This is a genomic window from Streptococcus thoraltensis DSM 12221 (assembly GCF_000380145.1).
GTDB classification, from domain to species: Bacteria; Bacillota; Bacilli; order Lactobacillales; family Streptococcaceae; genus Streptococcus; species Streptococcus thoraltensis.
In genome coordinates, this window is record NZ_KB904594.1 from 21,732 (window position 1) to 38,164 (window position 16,433).

Sequence of the window (16,433 nt, forward strand, 5' to 3'; positions counted from 1 at the left end):
ACTTGAAACATCTGCTCAAACCTATCAGTGGTGGATTCCGTACATTAATTCGATGAAGTCCATGGGAAATCATCCATAAATTACAAAACCGTAAAGAATCTAATAGTAACGTTCTCTAAATAGGATGATTTCTAGTTAAGACGAATAGTCATTAATAGACAATCAGAATGTAAAGACAAAACCAATAGTTAACTACCTTCACAGATCAAGTCTTGGAATTTTGAAAGCAAAAAATTCTTTATTAAGAAGGCTATCAACTTGTACCTAAGAGATTATTCAAAAATTTTTTCCACACTGAGGTATAAAACACCAAAATGTCATTTCCTTTTCTTTCACTCCAGAAGTCAATAAATACTTAAAAGATGAAAATTATCACAAAAGCGTTTTTAAATTTCAACCACTAAAAAATGCCATCCCATTCAGCATAAAACTCTTTTAAAAACTCTTCCATAAAAGCATGACGCTTTTCTGCTAATTGTTTAGCGGTCGCCGTGTTCATTAAATCCTTTAACAACAATAATTTTTCATAAAAATGTGCAATAGCTGTCGATTCCTGATTACGATATTCCTCTAAAGTCATCTCACTTCGAATACCAGTGCCAGGAACATGAATCAAATTACCTCTACTCCCAGCATAAGCCATGGTTCTTGCAACTCCAATGGCTCCAATCGCATCTAAGCGATCGGCATCTTGGACAATTTGACCTTCTAAAGATAAAACCTTATCATGATTTAATCCACCCTTGAATGACATATTCTGAATGATGTCTAAAACAGATTTTTTATCATCTTCTAAGACCCCGTGATCATCCAACCAAGTCAAAACTCTATTCATGCCAACAGACTCAGACTCATTCAGTTTGCCATCCGCAATATCATGCAACAATGCTGCTAATTCACAAATAAAAATATTAGCATTTTCCTCTTGGGCAATCCTAATAGCTAATTTACGAACTCGCTCAATATGCCACCAATCATGTCCAGAAGAATCTCCACCTAAAACAGACTTAACAAAAAATTCTGCCTCACGGATGATACTCTCATCAGCCATCTAATAACTCCTGTTAATAAGAACGTTTCCCAAAAGTATCATCAGGAATATCATGAAATCCTTTGCCTTCTTCAAAATTTTGAAATTTTCCTTGAAGAAAACGATAGGCATCTAAGCGACTCTCATATCGAATAGCGGCATCCTTGGCACGCACATCCTTATCCTCTTCCCAAACCTGCTGGCTAGCTTTCATAGCTCCTTCATTTATAATTACCTGAGTATTAACCCAGTCCTTAAAATCATTTAAAAATTGCTCTTCCCTAGACATATACTACTCCAAAATGTTAAATTAATACAACTATTATATCATGTTTAAGCTACAATAGTCTTTTTGAATTAGCTTTGATGCATCATCACTTTCGACTTGCGTATTCAAGTACTGTCAGCGTATTTCTGTTCCTTGTCTGAAAGTTAGTTCATTTGACTATACTAATTAAAAGTCATCCCAAAATGTACAATAAAAAAGACTCTATAATTTCTGTAGTGGGTAAATTCCCATCGGAGATTATGGAGTCTTTTTGAATGTACAAAAAAGCCCCATATGACTTCTAATGAAATGCTCTAACCAACTCATTAGAAAGACTCATACGGAACAATCACATCTTATCACACAACTGCTAGGAATAAAAGCCCCCAATATCACAATCTTGGATTATAAAAAGGCTGGTTCACATAAGGAAGTCTTCGCTAAGCTTGATTATCCAGCTCCTAAATACCTAATTTGTCAAGGTCAGACAGGCAAATATGACTTCCAAAAAGAATCTAAAATACCCTATTTAGAATGTGCTGGATATAAGACCCTCATTCGTTTAAGGAAGCGTCGTTTCCGCTGTCAAATTTGTGGGAATATGACTCTAGCTGAGACCTCACTGGTCAAGAAGAACCATCAAATACCCGGTATTGTCAATCACAAAATTGCTCAAAAACTGATTGAAAAAGTATCTATGCCTGCTATCGCTGAGAGTTTGGCAGTGTCTACTTCAACGGCTATTCGTAAACTTAAAGAATTTCAGTTCAAGATAGACCTGACTTGACTTCCTTCCCATATGAGTTGGGATAAATACTGCTTCAAGAAGGGCAAGATGAGTTTCATTCCCCAGTATTTCGAGTCTCTCAAAATACTGACTATCTTCACAAGTATCCATCGTAATCACTTCCTGCGCTACTCCAGACAGGTCAAAAACCGTGTCAAAGTCATTAAACGTGATGCCTTTGTCTTTAGGAACTTTGAAAACTTCAAAAAACGGATTTATCTTGCTTTGAACACAACAAAAGAGAGAACCAATCTGATTCTCTCTCGGTGTTAGCTATAAGTCAACCCACTACAGTTGACAATGAGCCACAATAAAAAAGAATGTCGCCAAACAACATTCTTAAAATATTCTGCCACCACCGAGTGCTTGGCAGTTAAAATAAGTAGCAATAAATAACAAAATAGCATGAAATCAAGAATTTGTCACTCAATTTATAATAGCTAATTTGAGAAAGTTGACCATATGGTGACCAAATAGGCTATTTTCAGGCTCCCCTTTTTGTAAATTAGGGGAGTCTTTTAATACCTAAATTCCAAAATTTTATAGTTGCCATCAACTTTTTTAAGTTTATAAAAACGACTAGAATCTGTTCCATTATTATCAATCACAACATCAAAGCTAATTGTGTCGCCATCTTCTTTAATATTAGAAAATGATTTCGTTGACACATTTTTATAAGGTTCAGGTGCATCCATATACCAGCCTAAAGTCTCTTTATACGCAGAATTATCAGTAGAAACATATAAGTCAGCCATATGGTCTTTTTTGGTACTAATCGTCTCATTAACAGCATTTCGAAAATCTATCATAAAGTCTTCTAATTCAGCTTCAATCCCTGTGAAGTTATTATTTGAACTCTTTGTAGTATTCACACTAGCATCACTTTCGCGATAATAAAAACTAGCATAAATTTCTTGCATTACCAAAACTCTATCTTTTGAAGTATCGTCTTCATTAGCAATCTGAGCACCTTCTAAATCCATAGTTGTGGTACCTGCTGGGTATATTATATAGTAAAAAGGCCCACTGATTTCAGGAGTCATCAAAAACTTGAGAGTATTATCTTTCAAATCAGAAGTTACCCTAACATCACTACCTGATTTAAACTCATTTAATTTTTGAGAAAAATCAAGCGTTTCTTGTCCATTAGACCACTGCCCTTCAATAGTTGAATAATCTTCTAATTGAGTAGCAATTAAATCAATGCCGTTCTTCTTAACTTTATCAGCTTGATTGTCGCTTTCTTTATAAAATAGAATCTCTTTTAAAACTTCTGGATCGGTCGTTTCATTACTTGCATTACTTCGATTTAAAAGTAATCTTTCCTTACTTTCATCACCAATCAAAAATTTTCCAGCATTATTATCCTTCGGCATATAAAGAATATCTGTAAAACCAGTTAAATCTAACTCATATTGATAAGATAATAGACCTTTGTCATATTCTTGTCCTGTTAATTGAAAAGCATTTCCCTTAATATGTCCATCACTGTTTGTTGATGATTTAAAATGTAAAGCACCATCAGCATCTACTTGCAAAGTAGAACCCGCTTCATTTTTCCACTTTCCATATAATTCAGGATAATCAGATGTAACTTCAGTAGATGCATTGCTGCTGGTTTTAGATTTTTCCTGCTTTTTAGAAGATGTTGTTGACGTTTTGGTTTGCTTTTTAGCACTACTCGTACTTGCAGGGGTAGACTTAGCTTCTTTAACTGTGTTTGATTGACATGCACTTAATAGTAATGCTGAACAAATCATTGTAATACCTAAAACTTTTTTCATAACCTTGTTCCTATCTTCCATTTACTGCATAAACATAAGCGATGTAATTGGCAAAATCACCAACTTGTTTTCTATTTTCTGTACTAACATCAAACCATTCTGGGGATAAACCATAATCAAGTTCAAGTAATTTTGAAACCATCTTCAAATTAGTAATAACACGATTATGAACAGTTGTACGGTGACTGTCAGTTGTTTGACGTTCTTCCTTTGAAATCAAGTACCAATTCGATCGGATTGTAGTGTACTCATTGGCACTTTTAACAAAATTTTTCCAATACTCATCAAAATCAGAATCATTAGTCGGTGCGCACGCTAGTAATTCATCATATAACTTTTGACAAGCTTCAAAATCTAAAGCATCTATCTCTTTCGTAAAATCATTATATGTAAGCATTTTAATTTTCTCCTTAACTCATTATATCTAAAATTCAAAAAATATTAAATATCTAATAAAACCTTCCTGCCAAATTGACAAGAAGATTCATAGTTTATTTCTTATTCATTTCTTTTTTGACTTCATCAACAGCTGACTTTGCTATTCGTTGAGTTACTTTGGCTGCTGATTTCGCAACTTTTGTCCCTTTTTGAGTTAGTTCTACTATTTTTTCTTTATCAAGATCAACAGTAGAATCACCAGCTGATACATTTCGGCCTAAAAAACTAAAAACTGCAATGAAACCAGATGCTAAGAGACAGACATAGGCACCAAGTCCTAAACTAGCTCCCATCTCAAAAACATCATTGTTGGCAATAACATCCCCTACTACAAATACAAAGATAAGGGCAGAAGTACCAAGAATTATCCAATTCTTTTTCTGGGTCAATGCTGATTGTGGATTGCCCCAAAAGAGACAAACTAAAATGATAATATACCCCAAACCAAAGAAATAGCCATCTTGGAAGGTATCATTAACAGCATTTAGACTATATTCTTGAAATGTTATCCAAGGCATTAATACAGAAATAAGACCTAAAACTGAAGCAATTGCAATAAATAAACGTTTTTTTGACATAAATGAACTTATCCTAATCTAAATCTAAAATAAACTTTCCATCATTTCTATTTGTAAATACAAATTTATCCTTATAATACGCAACAAGTCTTTCGTAATCACTACTACCATTTCCTTTGATGATATATCCTACACCATCAGTTATTTTGTCACCATCTGAATTATATGTATCTTTTAAATTTTCTAGACCAAGAATTGTATAATCATCTAAATTACCATCTTCTGTATAAAACTGGTAGACTCCATTTGGGCTTGCTATAGTTTCCTTAAAAAATTTAGAAGTTATTATTTCACTCAATGGTTTTCGAACTGCATCATCAACATTATCTGATTTTGGTATTTGAATGTTTGTTCTTCCTTCTAAAATCCCTTCGGAAGTAAGTTTCGTTAATTCTTCTAGGTTAGAATTCGAGATTTTTGGAATCTCACTTTCATGCATGAGTGTGTTAGCTATTTTGTCATGGCTGCTAGTATAACGTCCACTTTTATTCTCTAACATAATACTTTTTGAAAGGTTTAATTTTCCATCACTGTCTATAAAAGGTTGCTTTTGTCCAGACATCAATTTTGCAAAATATAAATCTCCAAATTTTTCTACTATGACACCCTGCTCATAGTAAATAGTAGGATCATAATAAGTTGTACCGTCAGCTTCAAACGTTAACTTTGTAATATTAAATTTATTATCTTTATCAAAATAGCCCCTATTATAACGATTAGGTTCATATAATTTATTAATAGATGAAAACTGAATTAATTTACGGTAGGTACCATCTTTGTTAATCTTTATTTGAATATTTCTTGCTTCTTCATCACCAGTAGATCCTTCTTCGTAATCATAAATTTTCGATATGGCATAGGTTCCTTCGTACTTTGAGATATTCTTAGGTTTACTATATTTATCACCATTTTCATCGTACAATTGGTTCGTATCTATGTCTAATTTGTAAGGATCTTTGGATTTTTGTTTTTTACTTTTGTATTTAGAAACATTTTCGGTTTTTGATTTTGTTTCTTTTGTACTCGTATTTTTTGTATTTGACTGTGAACATCCTGCTAAAGTGATTGCTATAGCAGTAAGTATTGATACTTTCTTTAAAGATATATTTTTCATAATCAGACTCCTAAAATTCTCTCCTAAAAAATCTAGTGAGTTTCCCCACTAGATATAATCCTTAATTGTGGCGTTTTTTAAGACTTACTAATCCAATTCCTGTGATTGCCATACCAACAAGCATTGCCACAACAGATTCATTTGAACCTGTTTCAGGTAAAATTTCAGCTTTAGCAACACGTGAATAAGTTTTCTTATCGTCTGTTTTGCTTGCTATCATTTCAACAGCTGATTTAGCATTCACTTTACCATATGAAACTGCTGTAACTGGTGATTTTCGGTAGCCATTTGATTGCATTTCAACTTCAGCATCTTTAGATGAATTGGCAGAACCAGCATCGGTACCAGGTTTTACATCAGAACCATTATCTGAATTGCTTTGATCTGATTTATTATCATCTGTTGAAGGTGTTTCTGGTTGCTTATCATCTTTCGGTGCATCAACGTCATTATCCGTTTCACCTGACAAGGCTAAAAGTGCATCGTAACGTGCTTTTACTAAGTGGTAAGCTTCTTCAGCTTCAGTATGTTCTTTACGCAATGCATTTAGTTTTTCAACTGCATCTGATAAGACAAATTCTGCTGAGTTCATGTTCATCAACGCGTCCCATTGACGTTCTTTCAATTCTTCCAATTTACCTTCTGGGTTTTGCAAGACTTCCAAAGCGTCTTGAGCTTTAATGAGTGCTGATTTAGCATCTTCTACAATTTTCACAGTTTCGGCTACAGCTGCTTCTTTGTGTGACAATTCTGTCTTAGCTGTTGCCAAATCAGCCTTAGCGTCTACTGTTTCTTGTTTAGCTGCTTCATATTTAGCTTGTTTTTCAGCAAGAACTGTTTTAGCATCAGCCAGAGCTTGAGCGCGGTCTTCTGATTTAGGAGCTACCGCTAAAGCTTCTGTTGCAGCTGTTAATTCAGCGTGAGCCTCTGCTAGTTCAGCTTCAGCCTTGCGAACAGCTTCAGTAAGATTTACTTTATGAGTGTCAAGTGCTGATTTCGCAGCGTTAAGTGCTGACTCGTCAACGTCTGTTGCAGCATCAGTCAAGTAAATGAAAGTGAGTTTTGGTAAGAATACTGTTTCTTTACCGTTGATCGTGCTATACCATTCACCGTTTGCATCTTGAACTTCTTTGTAGTTGTATTTGCGAACTAGTCCAAGCTGATGAATGAAGTCGGGGTTGATCATACCTTCGGCATCGGCTTCAGGGATATTATCCATAGCAGCATAGTAGTCGCCACCTTGTACTCCATTCACAGCCACTCCAAGTCCTTGGTGCGCAAATAAGATTGCACGACGGTGACCGAGACTAGAAGATGCGTTGTATGAATCATCGTACCAGCGAGCTACCAAGTAATAAGCTAACTCTTGGTCTGACAACGAATCCATACGACTACTGTAGGAAATATTTTCAGATGATGCTCCAATTGAAAGGTCTGTGCTATGACTCATCTTGTTATTACGACGCATTTCATCTGCACGAGCTACTGCGTATTGAATAGCTTCGTCAGTTGCTTCAACACGTTCAGTAATACCGTTCAATTCACGAAGCTCGTTCATGTAGTAAACAGCCCATTTAGTCAATTCATTAGCATCTGATGTGAATGCAATACGTCCTGTACGTGCGTATTCTTCTTTTTGTGCATCTGTCAATTCAATGGATACTGTTTCAGCGCCAAAGTATTTCACAGGTGATGATTTGTTAGTTTTTGTGTTATTGTATTCAATAATATCACCAACGGCACGTTCTACAATAACTTTCTTACCTGTTTTGGCAGCTTCAACTTTTTCAGCTTCAGTATTGACAATAGCTTCCAATTCAGCTGTTTTAGCATCACCATCAGTTGTTACTTTCGTCAAGTTATCCTCAGCGATGTTTACATCTTCTTTGGCTGTTTCAACACGTTCCTCTAGTGCGATACGTGGGTCTTCATTGTTTTCAAGTGCTGTTACAGTATCTTGAGCTACCTCAACGTCAGCTTTAGCTGTTGCTTCATCTGTTTCAGCGTCTGTGACAACTGATTCTGCTAATTCAACGGCTTCTTTAGCAGGAGCTACTTCAGCTTCAGCAGTTGCTTGATTTTCTTCAGCAACTTTGACATCTTGTACAGCGTCTTCTACAACAGACTCGGCAGCTGCGATGTTTTCAGGTGTTGCTTGTTTTGCAGCATCCTCAAGCACTGTAATAGCTTCACTAGTTTGGTCGTATACTGTTTTTTCAGCATCGTAGATAGCTTGAGCCTCTTCGACAGCACTTTCAGCTTCAGTAACAGTAGTAGCGGTTTCATCCACTTTTTGAGCAGCTGCATCAACTTGTGGTTTGAGAGTTTCAACCGTTTCTGTTGTCGCTGTATTTTCAGTGCCAAGAACAGGTTGTGTAGGTTGCGTTGTTTCGTCTGCGTTAACAGTAGCGCCAGTACCAGCAACAGCAGCAAGCACCGCAGCAGAAGCGATTAGTTTGTGTTTGTCCAAGTCAATAATCCTCCATTAATATTCCAAAAAAAATTTTGACAAATTCATTCTATCACATTTTAGTTCGTTTTAACACACTTTTTAATAAAAATAGTTTGTTACATTCACCTTTTTATTACTTATTAAAGCTTGTATGATAGGGAAAAAGGGGAATGATATGACTCAAGAAAACTCATTGCAGCATTATATTTCATTAAGAGTTCGACAATTACGATTAGAAAAAGGTATTAGTCAAGAAAAATTATCTGAAATGGCTGACCTTAGCACCAAATACATTCACAACATTGAGAACCAGCACTACAATTTAAAAATCCAATCCTTAGAAAAAATCATGTCAGCGCTTGAAGTAACACCTAAAGAGTTCTTTAACTTCTCAAGCTTTGACACCGAAAATCTGTTAACACTAACAGATCAATTAAGTTCGTTGCCATTAGACGTTCAAGAGCAACTGACAAAAGCCTTCATTACCATTGTCAAACAATACGACAAAAAATGAGCTTATATAATAGTAAAGAAAATCACCTAAGCTAATGTTGCCTAGGTGATTTTTCCATTGTTTCGGATTAAATTATTCATCTTCCTGAAGTGATGTATACAAGAATCTATCATTCTTAAAGACCTGATAAAGTTGTTGCTGACTAATGCCACTAAGTTGTTCCTGACTTTCAACAAGATGTTCAATATAGTGATGACCAGTTTCTACGATTGGAGCTATCAGTTGATAGGTGTCATTAAGGTCTATAGAAATAGCATCTTCATCGATTGATGTATCAATATCATCTGAGAAATCATCAACATCAAAAATAACATTGTCGTCTTGATAAATTGATTGACTACCACTTAATGACCATTGTAGATGTTCATGACTTTGTTCAAGAATTTCCTTTATTAATAGGTATGTTCTTTTGCCTTTACTTGTTTGAGAAAATTCAGAAAGCATCTTATATAGGTTATCTTCAAAAAAATCCTTCAATTCATCATTTAATCTTGTAGTGTATTTAGTAACGAAAAAATGAGCATGTTCAAGCATAAATCTATTTTTATATAAAATGTATAGTCTCGCGATAGCCAAGTCACGAGACTTTTTAAATGCTTTCTTATCAAAATAGGGACTAGCTAACTGTTCACTTAATTGATTGAAATATTCTTTATCTAAGTCACTATAAGCCCTAGCCCTAGCATAGGGAAGGTAATCTAACAGACAGTCATTCACTACATCTGGTGCTGATTCATCTAGGTATTCCATGCCTTTATAAAATAGGTAGAAAAAGTAAGATTCCCTCGTTTCCTTGTCTCCCCAAATTAAAGAAAAGACATTTTCAAATCCTAGACTCTCAACGATATCATCTGCGATATTAGGTGTTAACAAGTAAGGGTTCTTATCCTCGATAATACGATTGTTGACAATATAAGAAATCAACTGTTCTCCACTAGCACTTGGAGAAATATCAACTCTCCTAAGTTTCATTGCTATTTTTCGTTCTGAAACTCTTTGGCTAATCATTGTGAAGACATGTTCCATAATATCATTTTGAATTTTTATCATACATTATCCTTAAAACTTCCGTGGGGGTATTATATGCATTTTAACATAACAAATTGCCACATAGCAACTGCTTTTTTTATATAGAATAGAATTATAAAAATTAGTCCTTACTGATGGCCATCAAATGGACGGCTTTCTCCTATTGACCGCCAAATTTTTGAATTGAAGGTTGAAGAAGGTAAATCCTATAGTGCTATTGCTAGAATCATCGGCATAAGTGATAAAACAGTCAAATCACATTACATAAGAGCTAAAACTACCTTAAGATTTTTGCTTGCTGATTATCAATAACAGCTGTTTTATCACTATTCAGCAAAAAAAATTCCGAATTCAATGCCCCAATTCTCCTATAGATAAGAAAGGAATGTAACACACTTGTCCAGCTCATGACGATAAACCGAGCAAATCCCTATAAGCCATACTTGATACTTGGCATCAGTATCATCTGGTTCTCAAGCATATCTTCCTGCTATACGCTCAACTACTCGGAAGACTTTAGGGTAGTTTCTATTTGAAAGGAGCCTATTATGGCATTAAAAAAATTACGACAATTCCAAGTGTTCGATACTGAAGGATTCTTGAAAGACAAGGATATACGTATCATTGCAGATGAACCTTGGGTTGAATACGATGGCGACGGCAAAATAAAAGGACAGCTTGGCGTCAAAGCAAAATGTGTCATTGCTGTCGATAATACCGATTATGGTGACAATGTCGACCCAGATTTAAACGGCGGTGAACAACTTGTTATCAAGGTAACCAAGCCCTTACCAAATTATAAGAAGTTTGCAAGTATTGTCATTAATAATCCAGCTGCAACTGTATATGGCGACTATGGCAATCAACTTAGTATTACTGCTGAATCTATTGCACTAAAAACAACCAAATAGAAAGGAATGACAAACAGTCAAGTAGTCTGATGCCCCTACTTGAACTGGTTTGTCAGTAATAACATGATACCCATTCAACTTAACATACGATTACCAACTATCCAAGCTTCTATTAAAATTAAATCTAATTCTCACTTTATAAACTCTAGAAAGGTTATCTTATGGCAAAAAAATTGAATAAACACCAACAAGAAAAAGAAGCTAAGCATAGCTTAAAGCAAAAGCTTCGACTTCAAAACAAAGAACGCGATGCTGAGACAGCGACCGTTCCATCTGATTCTGCTAATTTTTATGACAAGCTAATGGAACATACCGCACGAAAAGACCCTATTATGCGAAAAATCACTAACTGGAAACCAGCAGACCCTAACGACCCTACTGAACCCTATTACAGAAAACTAAGTGACGATGACTTATATCGTGACATCCATCATCTCCCAAAAGATGCGGACGTCAGTCATCGTACTAGCATATTTGATAATGATGACATCACCCCTAAAAAACCTTTTTTTACAACTATTTCTGATAAAGAACTAGATAAAATAATGAATGGTAATGATACCATCACTACGATGAACAATAAGGAAGGATTATCTAACGATGAAAATTATAACGACTGATAAACGTCGTTGGGATGGCCTAGTAAGCATTTTGCTAGGCTGTTTCCTAGCGGCAATATTACTATTCATACTATTTGGCTTAACAAACTTCAAACCACTCCTTATCGGTGGTCTTGCTCTATTATTTCTAAAGTCTTACTTAATATTAAAATTATGGTGTAAATTCTACCGTAACTACCACGTTAAAGCATTTGGTTTACAAAAAGCTTACTCCTTATGGCGACAAGTAGCTTATCTAAAAAAGGAACTCATTGCCGCTCAAGTTTTTGTGAAAAAAGGATACTATGCTGGAAAAACATTGGTAGAATTACCGAAAATCGACTTTTATTGTAAAGATGGTATCTGGTATCTACGCGTCGAAAATCGTATCAGCTTACAAGAAAAACTAGAAAAGCTAGATTTATCAGCAGCACTCTCTGATTTTGTAGTTGAGCAACATCGCATGATTCCAACACAGAATGCTTACATTTATGAGCTAGATGATAAGTCTATTAATCGACGGTTTCAACTGACTAGTTTAGATGATGTTAAACAATTATTAGAACAACAAGACAGTCCGACAGCAATACCTATTGATAAACGCCTCACACTTCCAGCCTTTTGTAATGGACTTATCGTTGGAGCGACGCGGTCAGGTAAAAGCTACAGTCTTTACTGGCTCATCATGAACTATCTCCTTAAATACGGACATTACAATGAAAAAGATAACAGTCTAGCTAATCTCTTCATCATTGACCCAAAACGAAGTTCAATTAGTCAACTAGGTAAGGATATAGGACATGTAGCTGTTTCTATTGATGAATCAAGACAGCTTCTAAAAGATTACCTGACTGCAATGGAAGAACGGGAAAAAACCATGAGTCCTATGCAGAAGCAAGGACTTGATAAAGATTATAAGTTTTTTGGAATGACTCCTTATCTCCTAGTCATTGATGAATACGCATCGTTTGCCAGTTCTCTAAAAAATCGACCTAAGGCAGAACGCGATGATATCAATGCCATGATTGATGCTTTAGTGCTAAAAGGCTCACAACTTGGTTTCTTTGTTATTATCGCCATGCAAAAAAGTGATGCAACTCTGTTACCGACTCATGTCAGAAACAGCTTACTTTTTAAGGTCGTTATGGGAAATGCTCAAGCAACCACTTATACAACCGCATTCGAGCGTACAGATGTCCCTAAGAGACAATTTGAATTAGGCGAAGGTGTCTATACGTTAGATGGATATGTACAAGACCCAAAAGTACTTGCCATGCCACATCTCGATTTTGATTTGTATAAAGACGGCTTTGACAGGATTTTTAAACAGATTCAGTCGAAAGATTAAACCATTTTAAGCTACATAGGTTGATAAAAAAGGCAGGGAGCTTCTTAAAGGGATGGTTAACAATTGGTTCAGGCATCTTGTATTATCTGTTGCTTTCTCCCGCGAAGCGGGGAAAGCAACACCCGAGACTGGGTATGGTAAATACCCAGTCTCGACCACCCCAAAATAAAAGCTTCAAGCCTTATCCTATCTAGCATTTTAAACTTTAAAACAGTTACTAACGAAAGGACAAAAGATGACAGTTTCCGTTGATATTGACCAATTTACCCTAGTATTGCAATCTACAGTTAATGTTACTGTTGAAGATTGGTTTGATACTGCTGTTGAAATATCTAGGGAATTCCTAAAAAAATCACATTTAGACTTTTTTTATCCCATCATCAATTTTACAAAAGATGGGCTTCCAGCAGGCTATACACACGGCTTCATTGTGGAAAATGTTCCGTTTTACCTGTCCGTTGCCTTTCACGAGTATTACAAAAATATGGGCGTGATTGTCAAATTTTCGGCATTTTCGTGGTCGGATTATCGTAAATGCTATGAAGAACAGTTTAATGAACCCATCCAATTAAATACCTTTTTAAATATGATTATATCTACAAAATATCACGCAAGATTATCACGGGTAGATTTGTGTTGTGACTTTATCAATGAAGGCATCAGCATACCCAAATTAAAACGCTCTATTGAGCAAGGAAGGACTGAAATACGCTATGGCAAAAGAATTACTCGCAAAAGTTATTAAGGAAAATAAAGAAAAACCATATCCTAAAAATCCATCAAAAATAAATGATATCTCAAAGCAGTTTGAAGCCGAGACTATCTATATAGGGACAAGAACAAAAGGCTCTAAAGCCTTGGTTCGTATTTACGATAAGAAAAAGGAACAAAAAAATGAAGCATAACCGAAGTAAAGCCAAAGCTGTAGACGATTGGACACGTTTTGAAGTTGAATACAAAGGGCATTATGCCCATGAACTAACGAAGGCCATACGACAATGTAAAACAGATAATGAGTTAAAAAATCTTATTTTATCATCCATTTTGGATAAGTATATGTTCTTTCATGTAAATTCTAACAGACCCCATCGGATTACACGGCTAATGATTAATTTATTAGATGACAAAAAATTTGAATTCCCACCCCAAAATCCTAAAGATGATACCGTGAAACGTTCAATTGACTATATGAAGAAGGGATCGGGATTGTATCCCCTTCTTTATAAAGTGAATCAGGTATGGGGGGATGGTTCCGACAGTGAACTTATTCAGTATCTCTTTTTCGATTATAAGAAAGAATTTTTACCCAATAAAGACCATGAAGCTTGGGTAACCAAATATAAAAATTACCTACAGCGCTTCCCCGTTCCATGGGAAGATGACTAAATATTGAAAGGATTTCCTATGACCCAAAAAATTACTGTTGATTTAACAAATATCGCTATTACACTTCCAGAAACGAAGGTATTAGTTGATAAAGATGATTATGAACAATTAAAAGAAAAAGCGTCAGAAGGGCAATATATGACCCTTACAGACGTTTTAAAGCTCCTTAGCGTCTCAAGACCTTGGTTCCTTGATAAAGTGTTGTATAACCCAGATATACGCTCTCAGATTGATATTGAATTAAATGATAATGGCTTTGTAAAATACCCTGATAATCAAGGGGGACGCTATTATTTTTTAGCCAGTAAAACAAGGCATTATTTTGAGCAACATTTTAAAGACATCTTTTGTTAAATATGGTAAGATAGCCAAGACAAATTCTTGGTTATCGTGTTATAGGAAAGGATAACCAATGGCAGTATCATACAGACAACGTGGAAAGAAGAAATTATGGGATTATAGAATTATTGACAAAGATAAAAAAGTCGTTGCCAGTAACTCTGGTTTTAAGACAAAGCGCGAAGCTCAGAAAGAAGCTATTGATATCGAGCTGAAGCTAATTCAAGGTAAAGTTATTGATAAATACGTTACTCTATATCAATTATGGGAAAGATGGTACGAATTAATGATACTTCCGCAAAAGAAGAGTGAAGGCACTTTGCTAAAACACTTCTACCGTGGAAAAAGAATTAAAGATTACTTTGGTGACAAACCAGCATCTGAGATTAAACCAAGTGATTATCAAGCTTTTATTAATCACTATGCTCAAGAAATAAGTAAAGATAGTATCAGTCGACTAAATAGTGAGATTAAATCGGTAATCACATTTGCTAAAAGAGATAAAATGAATATTGATGACTTCACATTAGGTGCTATCATTACAGGATTAAACAACAGTAAAAAAGTTTCTGATAAATACATTGCTAGTACAGCAGATTATAAGAAACTACTATATGAACTTGAAAGAAAAGTAGACTATAACAAGTCCGTTACCGACTACTTTATATACATTCAAATGAAAACAGGGTTTCGATTCGGTGAAGTTGCTGGACTAACTTGGGATTGTATCTTGTGGGAAGATTTAGAAATAAAAACATATCGAAGATATGATACCAAAAAATCAAAATGGACAAATGCAAAAACAGAAACTTCCATTCGAACGGTACCAATTGATAACCGTACAATTGAAATTCTTAAAAAGTTAAAACGAGAACAAGAAGCTTATTTTAAACGATATAAAATGTCAAACGAAGAAAATTTATTATTTATAGATTTCTTTACAGGTGTCCCAACAAGCCAAGGCATTAATCGCTCCTTACGTCAAACAATGGAAGATATCAATATAAAACCCAAAAATTTAAGCTCAACTGGTTTAAGACACACCTATGCTAGTATGATGCTTTCACAAGATATAGATATCTGGGCAATAGCTAAAATCATGGGGCATAAAGACATCAAACAAATTACTGAAACATATGGACACTTGATAAAAGAGAAGGAAGAAAATGAAAACACCAAAGTCCGCGCATTTCTAGGGAAAGGGTGAAGTTTGGTGACCAAATGGTGACCAAAAAATAAAAAAACGTTGATATATCAACGTTTTCAGCTAAATATTATGCCACCACCGAGAATTGAACTCGGAACTGAGCATTACCATTGCTCTATTATACCATTTAACTATAGCGGCAAGGATATTAACAAAACAGGTTAGTCATCTAACCTGTATAATAATAGTCCGTACGGGATTCGAACCCGTGTTACCGCCGTGAAAAGGCGGTGTCTTAACCCCTTGACCAACGGACCATATTATAAATAATGGGCACGAGTGGACTCGAACCACCGACCTCACGCTTATCAGGCGTGCGCTCTAACCACCTGAGCTACGCGCCCAATTTAGAATATTAAATTCTATGCCGGCTACATGACTTGAACACGCGACCCTCTGATTACAAATCAGATGCTCTACCAACTGAGCTAAGCCGGCTTTTCTCTATATGCGGGTTAAGGGACTTGAACCCCCACGCCGTTAAGCGCCAGATCCTAAATCTGGTGCGTCTGCCAATTCCGCCAAACCCGCCTATATGACCCGTACTGGGCTCGAACCAGTGACCCATTGATTAAAAGTCAATTGCTCTACCAACTGAGCTAACGAGTCTGTCTTTCGAAACTATGTTTCGACGGTCCCGACGGGAATC

The 16,433-nt window shown here is 35.6% G+C and carries 18 protein-coding genes, 6 tRNA genes and 1 pseudogene; 11 read left to right on the forward strand and 14 right to left on the reverse strand.

The genetic code is table 11. From position 1 onward, the window contains the following. Nucleotides 1–400 precede the first annotated feature (400 nt). Complete coding sequence (locus A3IA_RS0104455) at nt 401–1,051, reverse strand: HD domain-containing protein (protein WP_018380151.1); 651 nt, start codon at nt 1,049–1,051, stop codon at nt 401–403. A gap of 13 nt (nt 1,052–1,064) precedes the next feature. After that, nucleotides 1,065–1,319, reverse strand: a complete 255-nt coding sequence (locus A3IA_RS0104460) for a DUF1912 family protein (RefSeq protein ID WP_018380152.1) — start codon at nt 1,317–1,319, stop codon at nt 1,065–1,067. 283 nt (nt 1,320–1,602) lie between these two features. Here A3IA_RS0104460 and A3IA_RS12970 point away from each other — a divergent pair. Next, a pseudogene (locus A3IA_RS12970) lies at nt 1,603–2,265 on the forward strand (transposase); the annotation flags it as partial. Nucleotides 2,266–2,603: 338 nt separating this feature from the next. On the opposite strand, the gene A3IA_RS0104470 reads toward A3IA_RS12970, so the two are convergent. From A3IA_RS0104470 to A3IA_RS0104490, 5 genes are all read right to left on the reverse strand, one after another. Next, complete coding sequence (locus tag A3IA_RS0104470) at nt 2,604–3,869, reverse strand: hypothetical protein (RefSeq protein ID WP_018380154.1); 1,266 nt, start codon at nt 3,867–3,869, stop codon at nt 2,604–2,606. 10 nt (nt 3,870–3,879) lie between these two features. After that, nucleotides 3,880–4,266, reverse strand: a complete 387-nt coding sequence (locus A3IA_RS0104475; RefSeq protein WP_018380155.1) for a hypothetical protein — start codon at nt 4,264–4,266, stop codon at nt 3,880–3,882. Nucleotides 4,267–4,360: 94 nt separating this feature from the next. Then, nucleotides 4,361–4,885: a hypothetical protein gene (locus A3IA_RS0104480; protein ID WP_018380156.1), complete on the reverse strand. Its 525-nt coding sequence runs from the start codon at nt 4,883–4,885 to the stop codon at nt 4,361–4,363. Nucleotides 4,886–4,898: 13 nt separating this feature from the next. After that, nucleotides 4,899–5,999 carry a hypothetical protein gene (locus A3IA_RS13220; RefSeq protein WP_018380157.1) on the reverse strand — a complete coding sequence of 367 codons (1,101 nt, stop codon included), beginning with the start codon at nt 5,997–5,999 and terminating at the stop codon, nt 4,899–4,901. A 61-nt stretch (nt 6,000–6,060) separates the two neighbouring features. Then, nucleotides 6,061–8,469 (reverse strand): LPXTG cell wall anchor domain-containing protein, encoded by a 2,409-nt coding sequence (locus A3IA_RS0104490; RefSeq protein WP_018380158.1) that lies wholly within the window; start codon nt 8,467–8,469, stop codon nt 6,061–6,063. A 157-nt stretch (nt 8,470–8,626) separates the two neighbouring features. On the opposite strand from A3IA_RS0104490, the gene A3IA_RS0104495 reads away from it, so the two are divergent. Then, nucleotides 8,627–8,965, forward strand: coding sequence for a helix-turn-helix domain-containing protein (locus A3IA_RS0104495; protein WP_018380159.1), 339 nt, complete (start codon nt 8,627–8,629; stop codon nt 8,963–8,965). 72 nt (nt 8,966–9,037) lie between these two features. On the opposite strand, the gene A3IA_RS0104500 is transcribed toward A3IA_RS0104495, so the two are convergent. Beyond that, nucleotides 9,038–10,015 (reverse strand): hypothetical protein, encoded by a 978-nt coding sequence (locus tag A3IA_RS0104500; protein WP_018380160.1) that lies wholly within the window; start codon nt 10,013–10,015, stop codon nt 9,038–9,040. Nucleotides 10,016–10,156: 141 nt separating this feature from the next. Here A3IA_RS0104500 and A3IA_RS13665 point away from each other — a divergent pair, with 141 nt between their 5' ends. From A3IA_RS13665 to A3IA_RS0104540, 9 genes are all read left to right on the forward strand, one after another. After that, nucleotides 10,157–10,306 carry an RNA polymerase sigma factor gene (locus tag A3IA_RS13665; protein ID WP_083902720.1) on the forward strand — a complete coding sequence of 50 codons (150 nt, stop codon included), beginning with the start codon at nt 10,157–10,159 and terminating at the stop codon, nt 10,304–10,306. Nucleotides 10,307–10,542: 236 nt separating this feature from the next. Further along, nucleotides 10,543–10,905, forward strand: a complete 363-nt coding sequence (locus tag A3IA_RS0104505) for a hypothetical protein (RefSeq protein WP_018380161.1) — start codon at nt 10,543–10,545, stop codon at nt 10,903–10,905. A gap of 161 nt (nt 10,906–11,066) precedes the next feature. Further along, the gene (locus A3IA_RS0104510; RefSeq protein WP_018380162.1) at nt 11,067–11,525 is read left to right on the forward strand and encodes a hypothetical protein; all 459 of its coding nucleotides are present in this window, start codon (nt 11,067–11,069) and stop codon (nt 11,523–11,525) included. Next, the gene (locus A3IA_RS0104515; protein WP_018380163.1) at nt 11,506–12,852 is read left to right on the forward strand and encodes an FtsK/SpoIIIE domain-containing protein; all 1,347 of its coding nucleotides are present in this window, start codon (nt 11,506–11,508) and stop codon (nt 12,850–12,852) included. The genes A3IA_RS0104510 and A3IA_RS0104515 overlap by 20 nt, the downstream gene beginning before the upstream one ends. A gap of 235 nt (nt 12,853–13,087) precedes the next feature. Continuing rightward, nucleotides 13,088–13,597 carry a hypothetical protein gene (locus A3IA_RS0104520; protein WP_026217555.1) on the forward strand — a complete coding sequence of 170 codons (510 nt, stop codon included), beginning with the start codon at nt 13,088–13,090 and terminating at the stop codon, nt 13,595–13,597. Next, nucleotides 13,566–13,757 carry a hypothetical protein gene (locus A3IA_RS0104525; protein WP_018380164.1) on the forward strand — a complete coding sequence of 64 codons (192 nt, stop codon included), beginning with the start codon at nt 13,566–13,568 and terminating at the stop codon, nt 13,755–13,757. Before A3IA_RS0104520 ends, A3IA_RS0104525 begins: the two co-directional genes overlap by 32 nt. Continuing rightward, nucleotides 13,747–14,238, forward strand: coding sequence for a replication initiation factor domain-containing protein (locus A3IA_RS11855; RefSeq protein ID WP_051072803.1), 492 nt, complete (start codon nt 13,747–13,749; stop codon nt 14,236–14,238). Before A3IA_RS0104525 ends, A3IA_RS11855 begins: the two co-directional genes overlap by 11 nt. A gap of 18 nt (nt 14,239–14,256) precedes the next feature. Further along, nucleotides 14,257–14,592, forward strand: a complete 336-nt coding sequence (locus A3IA_RS0104535) for a DUF771 domain-containing protein (protein WP_018380165.1) — start codon at nt 14,257–14,259, stop codon at nt 14,590–14,592. 58 nt (nt 14,593–14,650) lie between these two features. Continuing rightward, on the forward strand, nt 14,651–15,784 hold the full coding sequence (locus tag A3IA_RS0104540; protein WP_018380166.1) for a tyrosine-type recombinase/integrase: 1,134 nt from the start codon (nt 14,651–14,653) through the stop codon (nt 15,782–15,784). A 70-nt stretch (nt 15,785–15,854) separates the two neighbouring features. On the opposite strand, the gene A3IA_RS0104545 is transcribed toward A3IA_RS0104540, so the two are convergent. The 6 genes from A3IA_RS0104545 to A3IA_RS0104570 all read right to left on the reverse strand — a co-directional run bounded on the left by A3IA_RS0104545 (nt 15,855) and on the right by A3IA_RS0104570 (nt 16,393). Further along, nucleotides 15,855–15,925: transfer RNA gene (locus A3IA_RS0104545), tRNA-Thr, on the reverse strand. 44 nt (nt 15,926–15,969) lie between these two features. Next, a tRNA-Glu gene (locus A3IA_RS0104550) sits at nt 15,970–16,041 on the reverse strand. A 13-nt stretch (nt 16,042–16,054) separates the two neighbouring features. Further along, nucleotides 16,055–16,128 (reverse strand) — tRNA-Ile (locus A3IA_RS0104555). A gap of 21 nt (nt 16,129–16,149) precedes the next feature. Beyond that, a tRNA-Thr gene (locus tag A3IA_RS0104560) sits at nt 16,150–16,222 on the reverse strand. 11 nt (nt 16,223–16,233) lie between these two features. Beyond that, nucleotides 16,234–16,315: transfer RNA gene (locus tag A3IA_RS0104565), tRNA-Leu, on the reverse strand. Between the two features lie 5 nt (nt 16,316–16,320). Beyond that, nucleotides 16,321–16,393: transfer RNA gene (locus A3IA_RS0104570), tRNA-Lys, on the reverse strand. Between the last annotated feature and the right edge of the window lie 40 nt (nt 16,394–16,433).